Origin of the sequence: Nitrospirillum karajorum, assembly GCF_036348415.1 — a bacterium.
Classification (GTDB): domain Bacteria; phylum Pseudomonadota; class Alphaproteobacteria; order Azospirillales; family Azospirillaceae; genus Nitrospirillum; species Nitrospirillum amazonense_B.
On sequence record NZ_JAZBQB010000004.1, the window covers coordinates 158,197 to 171,187 of the forward strand.

Here is a 12,991-nt window from a genome sequence, read left to right on the forward strand (position 1 = left end):
CAATGTATGCGGCATGCATAGTATACAGAATGTATGACGCCTTGATGACGGCGCGCGCTTATGTCTCTATGAGGCGATCCTCTCCTTCCGCGGTTGCCTGTTTCCATGCAGACGTTGTCCGATCTCGACCCCGCTTTGCCCGTCGTCTCCGTCGCCCGCCCGGTCAGTGATGGTGGGCGGCGCCTGCTTGACCTGGTGTTCAAAAGCGGGGGGCTCAGCCAGGCGGAACTGACCCGCTCGCTGGATCTGTCGCAGCCCACGGTGACGCGGTTGCTGCAGGGCTTTCACCAGGATGGCCTGGTGCGCTTGTCCGCCCGGCAGGCGGACCGGCCGGGTCATCCCAGCGTCCATGTCAGCTTGAATCCGGATTTCGCCTACGCCCTGGGCGTGTCCATGCTGGGCGACGCCCTGTCCATGACCCTCATGGATTTCGCCGGCACGGTGCGCGGACAGCGGCGGGCCGCCATGCCCACCATGGCGCGGCCGGTGGTGCTGGAAAAGCTGCGCGCTTTCATGCGCGAGCTGACGGACGAGGCTGGCATCGATCCCCGGCGCCTGGTCGGCATGGGGGTGGGCATCTCCGGCTTCTATGTCGGGCAGGGCAAGCTGTTCAATCCGCCGGTCTATCTGGACGATTGGGCGCTGGTGGAGATCGAGCCCATCCTGGAGGAGGCGCTGCGCCTGCCGGTGCGGGTGGACAATGACGGCACGGTGGCCGCCATAGGCGAGAACCTGTTCGGGGTTGGGCGCCGCTGCCGGAATTTCGCCTATCTGCACCTGACCAACGGCTTTGGCGGCGGCATCATCGCCGATGGCAAGCCCTTTCGCGGTCAGCATGGCAACGCGGGGGAGTTCGGCGGCGTCTGGACCCTGGCGGGCGTCACCTACACCAACCTCGATCTGCTGCAGACCTGCCTGAAGGAGCATGGCCATACCTTCGCCACGGTGGAGGACATGGTGCAGACCATCGACATCAGTTGGCCCGGCGTCTCGCAATGGCTGGACCATGCCAAGCATTCCTTTGGCGTGCTGTGCGGCTTGCTGGCCTACAGCATCGATCCCGGCATGGTTGTCATCGGTGGCCGCCTGCCGCCGTCCATCGCCCAGGCCCTGGTCGACCAGATCGTCGTGCCGCAGCAGAACCATCGCCGGGACCGGCCGCCGCCATCGCCCAAGGTGGTCGTGGCGGAGGCACCGGGGGATCCCGTGGCCCTGGGGGCCGCCGTCACGCCGTTGCGCAACGCCTTTTTTGTGTGAGCTGTCCCCGGGCCGTGGGAAACGCCCGACACACCGCTGTAACCTGGCGGGGATAGTGTGCCGGCGGAACGATGCTGGGGGCAGGGCCGATGGCCGGCGGGGCGATAGCCTGGAGCGGGGGATGGGCGGCGCTATGGCGGACGCCCCTGTGGCGGGCCTATGGCGTCGGCCATTACGGCAAAAGCCTGGTCTGGTACAGCAGCGAACTGCTGTTCGCCTACTTCCTGACCGAGGCATGCGGCCTGCCGCCGCGCGCCATGGGCGTGGTCCTTGCGTTGTCGCTGGTGATCAACGGCGCCACCGACATGGTGATGGGACACCTGCTGCGCCGGCTGGCGGGAACCATATCCGCCGCCGCCCGCCTGCACTTCGCGGGCAGCATCCTGGCGGGGGCGGCCCTGCTGCTGTTCCTGGCCACGGGCCTGGTGCCGGAGGCATGGCGCCTGGTCTACGCCCTGGTGACCGGGCTGGTGTTCCGTCTGGCCTACGCGCTGTACGACGTGCCGCAGAACGCCGTCCTGGGCATGATCGCCAGCGACAGGGTACGCACCAACGTGTCCGCCTTGCGCTTCGTCGGCGCCGGCTTGGCCACCCTGTCCATCGCGGTGACCGCGCCGGTGCTGCTGGCCGGCGGCGCCGCGGACAAGGCGCGGGCCTTCACCGTCTTCGCCTTGGTATTGTGGAGCCTCGGCATGGTGAGTGCCGGCTGGTTCTGGCGCGCGGCGCGGGGTGGGACAGCAGGCGCGGAAACGCCGCGGCCGCCAGGGGGGACGATGCGGCTTCCGTCATTGCCGGTACGTCTGCCCATGGGCTTGATCAGCGTTTTGGCCGCCGAATGCGGGCTGGCGGCCTGCGCGTCGGTGTTCACCCGGCTGGAGCCCTACTTCGCCGCCACGGTCCTGACCTCCTCCCTGGCGCGGGGAACGGTCATGGCCTGCGTTGCCCTGGGCGGCCTGGCGGGCCAGCCGCTTTGGACCACGGTGGTGGAGCGCACCACGCCGTCGTCGGCCTTCCGCGCCTCCGGTGCCATGCTCATCACCGGGGCCCTGACCTTCCTGCTGTTCGGCGCGCACAGCCTGGTCCTGACGGCCGCCGCCGCCCTTCTGCTGGGGGCGGGCCTCGGGGGGTTGAGCATGCTGCTCTGGGCCGCCGCCGGGGCCTGTGCTGCATCGCCTGCCCTGTCCGGTCGGCACTTGGCGCCTACGCAGGTGTTCGGGCTGTTGACCTTGTGCATCAAGGTCGGATGCGCCATCGCCATCCTGGTGGTCAGTGAGATCCTGGTGTGGCGGGCGGGGGACCGTCAGGCCGTCGTTTCCGCCCTGGGCCTGATCGTGCCGATGGCGGTCATGCCGTCCCTCGGCGCGCTCCTCTGCCTCATGCTGACGCCCCGCCTGCGGCTGTCCTGATTCCGCCGGTCGGCGGAATGGAAATTCCAATATAATGAAATATAGAATTAGCGTTGCGGGCTCGGCTATCCGCCATTAGCATTCCGTCATGGCGGCGCTGAATGCCGTTTGCGGAACGGTGGGGGAGGGGGCCTTGGCGGGGCGGGATGTCAGTCGGCGTCAGATGCTGAAGGCGGGCGCCGCCGCGGTCGCGACCATGGTGGCCTCTGGTCCCATCCCGGGGGCGTCGGCCGGTGGCCTATCGGCGTTGCCGCATCTCGAAGGGGCCACGCCCCCGGCCTCCGCGCGCCAGGTGCTGCTGCTGGATCGGGGCTGGCGCTTTTTCGAGGGCGACATCCCCTTCCCCGAAATCTTGGGCCAGGACGAGTCCTACGACAACGCCAAGGCGGGCAAGGCCTGGGGGGCGGCGGCCCCCGAGTTCGATGATTCCGACTGGGCCGCTGTCCAGGTGCCTCATGATTTCGTCAGCTTCCAGCCCATCCAGCCGGATGCCAACCGGGCCCAGGGCTACCGCCGGCGGGGCATCGCCTGGTACCGCACCGCCCTGCGCTTCGATCCGGCCGACCAGGGCCGTCATATCGAACTGCAGATCGACGGCATCGCCACCCACGCCACGATCTGGTTCAACGGCACGGTGGTTGAACGGAACTGGAGCGGCTACAACGGCATCACCATCGACCTGACGCCCTTCGCCACCTTTGGCGACGACCTGAACACCCTGGCTATCCGGGTGGACGCCCACGCCATGGAAGGGTGGTGGTATGAGGGCGGCGGCCTCTATCGCCCCGTCCGCATCGTGAAGCGCGACCCGGTCCACATCGTGACCGACGGCGTCTACGCCCACCCCCTGCCGGCGGGCGATGGGTGGATACTGCCGGTGGAGGTCACCGCCTACAACGCCGGCAAGTCCGCCGCCGGCATGACCGTGGTCGGCACGCTGGAGGATGCGGAGGGCCGGGTGGTGGCCAGCGGCCAGGCGCCGGTGTCCGTCCCCGCCCTGGAGCAGGGGGTGGTCCGGCTGGACCTGGCCGTTGCCAATCCCCAGCTATGGAGTGTGGAGGCACCCAGCCTTTATCGCGTCCAGACACGGTTGATGGCGGGGGACCGGTGCGTGGACGCGGTCACCACCACCTGCGGCTTTCGCACCACCCGGTTTGACAAGGACAAGGGCTTCTTCCTCAACGGCCGGCCGCTGAAGATCAAGGGCGTGTGCGTGCACCAGGACCATGCGGGCGTGGGCACCGCCATACCGGATGGGGTGTGGGACTATCGCATCCGCCGGCTGAAGGAACTGGGCTGCAACGCCATCCGCTGCACCCACAACGCGCCGTCCGCCGTGGTGCTGGATCTGTGCGACCGGTACGGCCTGCTGGTGATGGATGAGAACCGGCAGTTCAACCCGTCGCCCGACACGCTGACCCAATTGCAATGGATGGTGCGGCGTGACCGCAACCACCCGTCCGTCATCCTGTGGTCCGTGTTCAATGAGGAACCCATGCAGGGCTCCGCCGCCGGCTATGAGATGGTGCGGCGCATGGCCCACGCGGTGAAGGCGCTGGATAGCACCCGCCCGGTGACGGCGGCCATGAACGGCGGCCTGTTCACCCCCGTCAACGTGTCCCAGGCGGTGGACGTGGTCGGCTTCAATTACCAGCAGGACAAGTACGACGCCTTCCACGCCGCCCATCCCGACAGGACGCTGATTTCCTCGGAAGACACCAGCGCCTTCAGCACCCGGGGTGCCTATGAGACGGACAAGGACAGCCGCACCATCGCCGCCTATGACGACCCGGCGAAGGGCTGGAACACCCACCGTGCCGCTTGGAAGGAAATCGCCACGCGCGATTTCATCGCCGGCGGCTTCGTCTGGACGGGCTTCGACTATCATGGCGAGCCGTCGCCCTGGGGCTGGCCATCCAACTCCTCCTTTTACGGCATCATGGATCTGTGCGGTTTCGCCAAGGCCGCCTTCTCCATCCACCAGGCCCAATGGGTGACGGACCGGCCCGTCCTGGCACTGGTGCCGCACTGGACCTGGCCGGGGCGCGAAGGCCAGCCCATCAAGGTCATGGCCTGCGCCAACATGGCGGAGGTGGAGTTGTTCCTGAACGGCCGGTCCCTGGGCCGCCAGACGGTCGATCCCTATGAAATGAACCACTGGATGGTCCCTTACGCCCCAGGCCGGCTGGAGGCGGTGGGTTATACCGGGGGCGCGGTGGCGGCCCGCACCCAGGTGGAGACCACGGGCCCCGCCGTGGCCCTGAGGCTGACGCCGGACCGTGACCGGATGTGGGGCGACGGCCTGGACGCCATGCCCATCACGGTGGAGGCAGTGGACGCCCAGGGGCGGCCGGTGCCCGTGGCCCAGGATCCGGTCACCGTCGCGGTCGAGGGCGGCGACATCATCGGCCTGGGCAATGGTGATCCAAACGATACTGGGCCGGAGAAGGGGAACCGCCGTGCCCTGTTCAATGGCCTGGCGCAGGTCATCGTGCAGGCGCGGGCCGGGGCGCCCGCCCTGACGCTCACCGCCACGGCGGCTGGCCTGAAGCCTGCTCACGCCCGTGTTCCCGTCGAGGCCGCCCCGCCGCCGGCCCGGCAAGCGGCAACGGGGTCCGACCTGATCCTGGACACCTGGTATGCCGCACCGCTGGCCGCGACCCAGGAGGCGGCGCTGGCGTACCGGCAGGTGGATCCCACGGCCTGGGACGACTTCGGCACGCGGTGGGCCCACGATCCCCAGGCGACGGACGGCTATACCCTATGCTCTGTCCGCTTCACCCCTCATGCCAAGGTCGGGCGCCAGGGTGGGCGCGTGGTGTTTCTTAGCTTGGTCGGCGTCTGCGACATTTACGAGGGCGACCGCCTGCTGGGCCGCAAGACCACCCCCGCGCCGGGGAAGGTGGAGGTCGCGCTGGCCCCCGGCGCGGGGCAGCGGCGCCTGGATGTCCTGTTCCAGACCCCGGCCGGCGCCGGGTTCGGCTTCGACCGCAACGTCGTCGTGCGCCAGGCCTGAATGACGTCGAGTTGGGATTTTGTTGGCCGATAAAGCACATTCACAAAGAACGGCTGGGGATGGGACACGCAGGAACCAATTGCCTTCCAACGCCCTTCTGCAATAGGATTTTGAAAGATTGTTCCTCAAGCGGATCTATGCTGCGCGGCGGCCTTTCAAAAACGTTCGTTGTGTCATTAAGGAGGGGGCCATGAACCTCGCGGTGGATGCGGACACGGAGCGTTTTGCCGTCCGGCTGGCCAAGCTGCGCGGGGTATCGGTGGAGCAGGCGGTGGGCGCCGCTGTGCGGGCCGAGTTGGCCCGGGCCGAACGGATGGCCGGTGACGCGCTGACGCCGGCGCAACGGGCCAAGGTCGAACAGACGATGGCGATGGTCGCCGGTCTGCCGCGTCTGTCGGGCGCCGGCGAGGACCCGGCGGCAATCCTGTATGACGAAAACGGCCTGCCCCGCTGAGTCATGGTCATCGACACCTCGGCGATTATCGCCATCCTGAATGCCGAGACCGAAGCGCGGACCTTCGTCGCCAAGATGGCCGCCGCGAGCGTCTGTCGGCTCTCCGCCGCCACCTTCATCGAAACCGGCCTGATCACGCGTCGCGACCCCACCGGCGCCTGTCGGCGGGCGCTGAACCAGTTGATCCTGGACTACGCGATCCGGATCGAGCCTGTCAGTGAAAGGCAGGCCCGGATCGCCCTGGAAGCCCTGGACCGGTTTGGCAAGGGAACTGGCCACCCAGCAGGCCTGAACTATGGCGATGCGTTCTCCTACGCCTTGGCGATGGATACCGGCGAGCCCTTGCTGTTCAAGGGCGAGGATTTTCCCGCGACGGATGTGGTGCCGGCATGCTGATCGGCTACGTCCGGGTTTCCAAGAACGACGACCAGAGCAACGCCCTCCAACTGCGGGCGCTCGAGGAAGCAGGCTGCCGCCGGATCTTCACCGAGACGATGTCCAGCGGCCGTTGGGACCGGCCCGAGCTTCACCGACTCATCGACCAGCTGCGTGCTGGCGATGTAGTGGTGGTGTGGAAACTCGACCGCCTGTCCCGATCACTGAAGGACCTTTTGCACCTGATCGACCGGATCACCCGGGCCGAAGCGGGCTTCCGCAGCTTGACCGAGGCAATCGAGACGACCAGCCCCGCTGGCCGGATGCTGATGCACATGATCGGCTCCTTCGCGGAGTTCGAGCGCGCCATGATCCAGGAGCGCACCAGCGCCGGCCTGGCCACGGCCCGGGCGGAAGGACGCATCGGCGGCCGGCGTAGGAAACTGGATGCCACCAAGCGCCGTGAGATCGCTGAGAGCGTGCTATCCGGCAGGAAAACTGGGGCCGAGATGGCCAGGCTCTATGACGTCAGCCCCCCGACGGTGTCGCGCATCGTCGCGGAATACCAGACCGCGTTGACAGCGGGCGGGGCATAGCGGACCACTCCGGGGTGTGACGGCCCGGGCCACCGCCCGGCCCCCGGTTCCGATGGGAAACGCGGGGGCCGGGGACGGACGCGGATCAGCAATGGATGCAGCGGTCCAGCAACTCATGCAGCAGCGGGTCCGACGGCTCCCACTCGCCGATGGCCGGGTGGATCAGGAAGGCCATGCGCGCGGTCAGCCGGTCGGTGTTCATGGCCGACCGGATGGCCGCGCGCTCATAGGACTTCACCGACTGCACCAAGCCGTGGACCTCGTCCGGCAGGGGCTCCAGCGGTTCGGGGATGATGGCGTCGCGGCTGATCTGGCACGGCGTCTCCACGATGTCCCCGTCCGGCAGGTTGGGGACGGCGCCGTCGTTGCGGGTGTTGACGATGATGCGCGCCGGCTTGTCGCCGCACAGCGCCGTCATGACGTCCAGCGCGATGCGGTGATAACCGCTGGCCACGCGGAAGGGGTCCTCATCGAACGGCGCGTCCTTGTCGAAGGCGGATCCGGCCGACGCCTCCAGCTTCATGTAGGAACCGGAGCGGCGGTTGAGATAGGCGGCGTAGGCGGCGACCGCGCCGTCGCCGTCATCGGCGCCCAGCCGGTCCTTCAGGGTGGCGAACAGCTCGTGGTTCAGCTGCTCCACCTCCGTGCCCCGGCTGCTGCCCTGGCGCTTCTGGTTCTCCAGCGCGCGGCGGCGGCTGTAGTAGAAGAACAGGTATTCCGTCGGGATCAGCCGCAGGGTGCGGATCATGGCGAAGTCGAACAGCGGGGCGGTGTAGAGCTGTGACAGGATGCTGTCGTCATCCAGCACCCTGTCGGTCACGTCCTCGCCGCGCAGACGGATGCGGCGGACCCAGCCCAGATGGTTCAGGCCGACATAGTCGCACACGACCTCGTCATGCCGGGCGCCCAGCGCCAGGGTGATGCGGTGCAGCAGTTCGGTGGGCGTATCGCAGATGCCCACCACCCGCGCGCTGGTATGGGTGCTGATGGCCTGGGTGATCAGGCCGGCCGGGTTGGTGAAGTTGACGATCCAGCCGTTGGGCGCCAGCCGTTCCACCACCCGCGCCTGCTCCAGCGCCACGGGCACGGTGCGCAGCGCCATGGCGGCCCCGGCCGGTCCCGTCGTTTCCTGGCCGGGATAGCCGTGCTTGATGGCCGCCAGTTCATCCGCCGCGCGGGAGGCGATGCCGCCGACGCGCACGCTGTTCAGGATGAAGTCCGCGCCCTCCACCGCGTCCTCGATCGAGGCGGTTTCGCGGATCTTCAGGCTGCCGCCCTCCTTGGCGACGACGGCGCGGCCCAGGGCGGCGATGACCTTCAGGCGCTCCTGGTCCGGATCGTACAGCACCATCTCGCGGGCGCCCAGCGCCTCCGCCGCCTCGTTGATGCCGAAGATGACCAGCGGCGTGCGCACGCCGCCGCCGCCGATCATCGCGATCTTACGATCGGTAGGTCTGCTCATAGGTGCTCCATAGTTCCGTTCGGTCGGGGATGCCCCCAGGGCGCCCGCCACACGCGTGGACAGGGCGCCGCAAATACAGGCGCGGCGCAGGCGTTCCAGCAGCGGCGCGCCGTCCAGCAGCGCGTCGATGTAGCCCGCGTCAAAGGCGTCGCCAGCACCGGTGGTGTCAACCACGTCCACCGGCGGCGGCGGTGCGGCGCAGAGATCGTCCCCGCCCAGCCCCACGGCGCCCCGCTGTCCCAGCTTGAGGACGGGGTGGGGCAGGGCCAGGCGCTGCGCTAGGGTCAGGTAGTCCACCGCTCCGTCGCTGCCAGAGAACAACGCCCCCTCCTTTTCATTCGGCAGGAAATGGTCGACGGCCTGACAGGTGGCATGGTTGGCGGGATCCGGCAGCCAAACCGGCTGGAACCCCACGTCCAAAGAGGTGGTGCAACCCGCCGCCCGCAGGGCCGGCAGCAGGGCCTCCGCCACCGCGCGCTCCAGCGGCAGAGCGAAGTGGACATGGCGGGCGCGGGCCAGATCGGCCACCGTCGCCGGATCCGCCAGCAGGGCCGGCAAGGCCTTGTTGACGCCGATGTGGGTGAAGAAGGAGCGGTCCTCGCGGGTGGAGACGCTGATGCTGATCCCGGTGTGGCCGGCGCCGATGCGCAGGCCGTCGGTGCCCAGGCCGTAGGGCGCCAGGCGTTGCCTGAACCAGGGGGCGTCCGCCTCGCCGATGATGCCGACCAGTTGCACCTGGCGGCCCAGCCGGGCCAAGCCGCATGCGGTGTTGGCCGCACCCCCGCCCACCTCGCGGGTGTAGGCGTCGGTCACCACCTCCTCCCCCGGCTGAGGCCAGGTGGTGAAGCCGCTCAGCACATGGTCGATATACAGTTCGCCGACCACGGCCACGTCATGGGTCTTGGGCGTGGTCATGGCGCCCGCCAGGCCGGCAGGCGGAAAGGCCAGGCCCCTTCCCGCCAGGATTGGGCCAAATAGACGGCGACACCCAGCGCCAGCATGGCCACGCCGATGGCGATGTGTCGGGGCTGGCTGGTGGCGACGATGTACATCCACCCGGCGATGGTGACGATGACGGGCAAGGGGTAGAGCGGCATGCGGAACTGTCCCGGCTGTGCCGGCCCCTGGCGGCGCAGCATCACCACCGCCACGCATTGGGCGGTGAATTGGAACAGCGTCTGGATGACGATCAGCACCGCGATCAGGTCGGCCAGGGAGAAGAAACAGGCCACGGCCGAGGCGCCGCCCATGAACAGCAGTGACACGGTGGGGAACCGGCCCTTGGGATGCAGGGTGGCGAAGGGCTTGAAGAACCGCCCATCCACGGCCGCCGTGTAGGGCACGCGGGAAAAGCCCAGCAGCACGACCAGGGCCGAGCCCCAACTGGCGATCAGGATCAGGATGGACACCAGGACGCCGCCCCAGCGGCCGTAGATCACCTGCATGAACTCCGCCACCACCGCGTCGGACTTTTGCGCCGTCTGCCAGGGCAGGGTGCCCAGGATGGACAGGTTGAGGCCCAGGTACAGCAACGCGACGATGGCGATGGAAAGCAGCACGGCGCGGGGAATGGTGCGGCTGGGGTTCTTGATTTCCTCGCCGATCATGCAGACGTTGTTGTATCCGCCGTAATCGTAGACGGCGATCAGGGTGGCCGACCCCATGCCCATCCAGAAGGCGCCCGTAGGCTTGAACGCGCCCTCGGGAAAGTCGAAGGCCAGCTTGGCGTCGAAGTGCCAGGCGCCGCTGAGGACGATCCAGACGCAGGCGGCCACCACCACCACGGTGATGCCGATGGACAGGCGCTGGATGGACCGGATGTCGCGGTACAACAGGGCGGTGTTCAGCAGGCAGACGGCCGCCGCCACCACCATCATGTGCCACGGCTTCATGTCCGGGGCCAGGAAGCTGGCGTACTGCGCCAGGCCCACCGTGCCGGAGGCGATGGACAGCGGGCCGATCAGCAGTGATTGCCACAAGTAGAGGAAGCTGAACAGCCGGCCCAGGCGAGCGGGGCCGAAGGCGTGCAGCAGATAGTGATACGGGCCGCCCGACCGCGGGAAGGCCGACCCCAGTTCCGCCCACACCAGGCCGTCATAGGCGCACAACACGGCCCCCACCAGCCAGCCCAGCATGGCCTGCGGGCCGCCCATGGCGGAAATGGCCAGGGGGATGGTGATAAAGGGGCCGATGCCCACCATGTTCAGGATGTTGGCGGCCAGGCCGCCGCCCAGGCCGATGCCGCGAACCGGCTTCAACGCGGTGGGAGTGGGAGGCTCGGTGGCCGGGGTCATAGACGGACCGCCTGGCCGGTGGCGGCCGACCGGGCCGCGGCCTCGGCCAAGGCCAGGGCGGCCACGCCATCGGCATAGCCCACGCCGGGCTTGGCCGTCCCGGCCAGGATGTCGGCGAAGTGGGCGACCTCGCGCCGGTAGGCTTCCGCGTACCGGTCCAGGAAAAAGTTCTGGAAGGCGTCGCTGGCCATACCGGGGTTGCCGCCAGCCCCACCCCAGGTGGTGACGCTGCTTTCCAGGATATTGTCGGCGCGCAGCAGGCCGCGCGATCCAAACGCCTCAATGCGCTGGTCATAGCCATAGCCGGAACGGCGGCTGTTGCTGATGACGCACAGCTTGCCCGAGGCGGTGCGCAGGATGATCTTGGCGGTGTCGACGTCGCCCGCCGCGCCGATGGCAGGATCGACCAGGCAGCTGGCGGCGGCATAGACCTCCACCACCGGCTCGGCCAGCAGCCAGCGCGCCATGTCGAAATCATGGATGGCCATGTCCTTGAACAGGCCGCCCGACACCTTGATGTAGCTGACCGGCGGCGGCGCCGGATCGTGGCTGGTGATCTGCAGGGTTTCCAAGGGGCCAACGGCACCGGCGTCGAGTCGCGCCTTCAGAGTGGCGAAATGGGGGTCGAAGCGGCGGTTGAACCCCAGCAGTAGGGGGGCGTCGCCGCCCAGGGTGGGGGCGGCGGCCTGGGCGCGGGCCAAGTCCATGTCCAGCGGCTTCTCGCACAGCACCACGGCGCCGGCGGCGATGGCGCGGGCCGCCTGGTCCAGGTGAAGGTCGGTGGAACTGGCGATGATCACGCCCTTCACGGCGCCATCGGACAGGGCCGTGTCCAGGTCGGTCACCTTGGCGCCGGTTTCGGCGGCCACGGCGTCGGCCGCGGCGGTGTTGGGGTCGGTGACGTACTTCAGGCGCAGAGCCGGATGGGCCGCGACGTTGCGGGCATGAATACGGCCGATGCGGCCGGCGCCCAGGATGGCGATGTCGAACATGCAGGCTCCCTGTCAAGGCCTGGCCGCCCGGCGTGTCCGGAGGGTCGCCGTCCGGCGGGCGGTCACGATCATATTATGGAATGAAAATATCATACCATGGGGTATGATGGAATATCCATAACGCCGGGTGGCGTTGCCTTCGCCCGGTGACCGTTTATTCTTAGGGTCATGTCGAATTCTGGAGGGACGATGACGGAGAGTGCCACCGCGCCGCGCACGGCGGAAGAGCTGCGCGCGGCCATATTGGAACGCTACGACACCTTCAGCAAGCGGCTGCAGCAGATCGCGCGTTTCGTCCTGGACCATCCGGACGATCTGGCGTTGGAAACCTTGGCGGTGGTGGCCGAACGCTCGGGCGTCCAGCCGTCCGCCATCGTCCGTTTCGCCAAGGCGCTGGGCTATTCCGGCGCCATGCCCATGCAGCGCCTGCTGCGGGATGGCCTGCTGGCCAACCACACCGCCCTGGGCTATGGCGAGCGGGTACGCCAGTTCAACGCCGCCTTGGACACCCAGGCCGGCGCTGGCGACGACGGGGAATTGCTGGCCGAGTTCGTGGACCGTGACACGCTGGCGCTGGAAAACCTGCGCCAGACCATGACCAAGGCCGAACTGGCCCGCGCCGTGAAGCTGATCGATCAGGCCCAGACCCTGTACATCATGGGCTTCCGCCGCGCGTTCCCAGTGGCCTCGTACTTGGCATATTCGTTCCAACAGGTGGGCAAACGCACCGTCTTCGTCGACGGCGTGGGCGGATTGACCCGCCAGCAGATCGGCGCCATCGGCGAGTCCGACCTGCTGATCGCCGTCAGCTATCACCCCTATGCCGAGGAGACCGTCCACGCAGTGGAAGGGGCCGTGTCGGCGGGGGCCAAGGTCCTGACCATCACCGACAGTCTGGTCAGCCCCATGGCCAAGATGGCGGCGCACGTCCTGCAGGTGCGCGAGTCCGAGGTGCGCGGCTTCCGCTCGCTGGCCGCGTCCTTGTGCCTGGCGCAAACCCTGGTCATCAGCCTGGCGTTCGAACGGGAACGGGCCGGTGCCCGCACCGCCCCGCGCACCCGGCGGCGGCGGTCATGAAATCCATTTCCGATATTTTATTTACAAAAACATAGAACGTGGAATATACGTTCCATTCTATC

The 12,991-nt window shown here is 68.0% G+C and carries 10 protein-coding genes; 7 read left to right on the plus strand and 3 right to left on the minus strand.

All coding sequences use genetic code 11. The annotated features are described in order from the left end of the window. Nucleotides 1–105 precede the first annotated feature (105 nt). The 6 genes from UCD39_RS26565 (at nucleotide 106) to UCD39_RS26590 (ending at nucleotide 7,104) form a co-directional block, all read left to right on the plus strand. The gene (locus UCD39_RS26565) at nucleotides 106–1,257 is read left to right on the plus strand and encodes an ROK family transcriptional regulator (RefSeq protein ID WP_330498626.1); all 1,152 of its coding nucleotides are present in this window, start codon (nucleotides 106–108) and stop codon (nucleotides 1,255–1,257) included. An 89-nt stretch (nucleotides 1,258–1,346) separates the two neighbouring features. Next, complete coding sequence (locus UCD39_RS26570) at nucleotides 1,347–2,663, plus strand: MFS transporter (RefSeq protein ID WP_330498627.1); 1,317 nt, start codon at nucleotides 1,347–1,349, stop codon at nucleotides 2,661–2,663. A gap of 88 nt (nucleotides 2,664–2,751) precedes the next feature. Continuing rightward, nucleotides 2,752–5,679 (plus strand): beta-galactosidase GalA, encoded by a 2,928-nt coding sequence (gene galA / locus UCD39_RS26575; protein WP_330498628.1) that lies wholly within the window; start codon nucleotides 2,752–2,754, stop codon nucleotides 5,677–5,679. A 190-nt stretch (nucleotides 5,680–5,869) separates the two neighbouring features. Continuing rightward, nucleotides 5,870–6,133: a type II toxin-antitoxin system VapB family antitoxin gene (locus UCD39_RS26580; RefSeq protein WP_330498629.1), complete on the plus strand. Its 264-nt coding sequence runs from the start codon at nucleotides 5,870–5,872 to the stop codon at nucleotides 6,131–6,133. 3 nt (nucleotides 6,134–6,136) lie between these two features. After that, nucleotides 6,137–6,529, plus strand: coding sequence for a type II toxin-antitoxin system VapC family toxin (locus tag UCD39_RS26585; protein ID WP_330498630.1), 393 nt, complete (start codon nucleotides 6,137–6,139; stop codon nucleotides 6,527–6,529). Further along, on the plus strand, nucleotides 6,523–7,104 hold the full coding sequence (locus tag UCD39_RS26590) for a recombinase family protein (protein ID WP_330498631.1): 582 nt from the start codon (nucleotides 6,523–6,525) through the stop codon (nucleotides 7,102–7,104). Before UCD39_RS26585 ends, UCD39_RS26590 begins: the two co-directional genes overlap by 7 nt. A gap of 85 nt (nucleotides 7,105–7,189) precedes the next feature. On the opposite strand, the gene UCD39_RS26595 is transcribed toward UCD39_RS26590, so the two are convergent. From UCD39_RS26595 to iolG, 3 genes are read right to left on the minus strand one after another with little or no spacing between them, the layout of a single operon-like run. Continuing rightward, nucleotides 7,190–9,481, minus strand: coding sequence for a PfkB family carbohydrate kinase (locus UCD39_RS26595; protein ID WP_330498632.1), 2,292 nt, complete (start codon nucleotides 9,479–9,481; stop codon nucleotides 7,190–7,192). After that, nucleotides 9,478–10,860, minus strand: coding sequence for an APC family permease (locus UCD39_RS26600; RefSeq protein ID WP_330498633.1), 1,383 nt, complete (start codon nucleotides 10,858–10,860; stop codon nucleotides 9,478–9,480). The genes UCD39_RS26595 and UCD39_RS26600 overlap by 4 nt, the downstream gene beginning before the upstream one ends. After that, a complete protein-coding gene (gene iolG / locus UCD39_RS26605; protein ID WP_330498634.1) occupies nucleotides 10,857–11,852 on the minus strand; it encodes an inositol 2-dehydrogenase in 996 nt (331 codons plus the stop codon). The genes UCD39_RS26600 and iolG overlap by 4 nt, the downstream gene beginning before the upstream one ends. A gap of 189 nt (nucleotides 11,853–12,041) precedes the next feature. On the opposite strand from iolG, the gene UCD39_RS26610 reads away from it, so the two are divergent. Beyond that, nucleotides 12,042–12,929: a MurR/RpiR family transcriptional regulator gene (locus tag UCD39_RS26610; RefSeq protein WP_330498635.1), complete on the plus strand. Its 888-nt coding sequence runs from the start codon at nucleotides 12,042–12,044 to the stop codon at nucleotides 12,927–12,929. Nucleotides 12,930–12,991: the final 62 nt, after the last annotated feature.

What these genes read in the sequence shown, in the direction of transcription:
- UCD39_RS26565 (WP_330498626.1), top strand. Translation starts at nt 106, where the DNA reads ATGCAGACGTTGTCCGATCTCGACCCCGCTTTGCCCGTCGTCTCCGTC.
- UCD39_RS26570 (WP_330498627.1), top strand. Translation starts at nt 1,347, where the DNA reads ATGGCCGGCGGGGCGATAGCCTGGAGCGGGGGATGGGCGGCGCTATGG.
- galA (WP_330498628.1), top strand. Translation starts at nt 2,752, where the DNA reads ATGGCGGCGCTGAATGCCGTTTGCGGAACGGTGGGGGAGGGGGCCTTG.
- UCD39_RS26580 (WP_330498629.1), top strand. Translation starts at nt 5,870, where the DNA reads ATGAACCTCGCGGTGGATGCGGACACGGAGCGTTTTGCCGTCCGGCTG.
- UCD39_RS26585 (WP_330498630.1), top strand. Translation starts at nt 6,137, where the DNA reads ATGGTCATCGACACCTCGGCGATTATCGCCATCCTGAATGCCGAGACC.
- UCD39_RS26590 (WP_330498631.1), top strand. Translation starts at nt 6,523, where the DNA reads ATGCTGATCGGCTACGTCCGGGTTTCCAAGAACGACGACCAGAGCAAC.
- UCD39_RS26595 (WP_330498632.1), bottom strand. Translation starts at nt 9,481, where the DNA reads ATGACCACGCCCAAGACCCATGACGTGGCCGTGGTCGGCGAACTGTAT.
- UCD39_RS26600 (WP_330498633.1), bottom strand. Translation starts at nt 10,860, where the DNA reads ATGACCCCGGCCACCGAGCCTCCCACTCCCACCGCGTTGAAGCCGGTT.
- iolG (WP_330498634.1), bottom strand. Translation starts at nt 11,852, where the DNA reads ATGTTCGACATCGCCATCCTGGGCGCCGGCCGCATCGGCCGTATTCAT.
- UCD39_RS26610 (WP_330498635.1), top strand. Translation starts at nt 12,042, where the DNA reads ATGACGGAGAGTGCCACCGCGCCGCGCACGGCGGAAGAGCTGCGCGCG.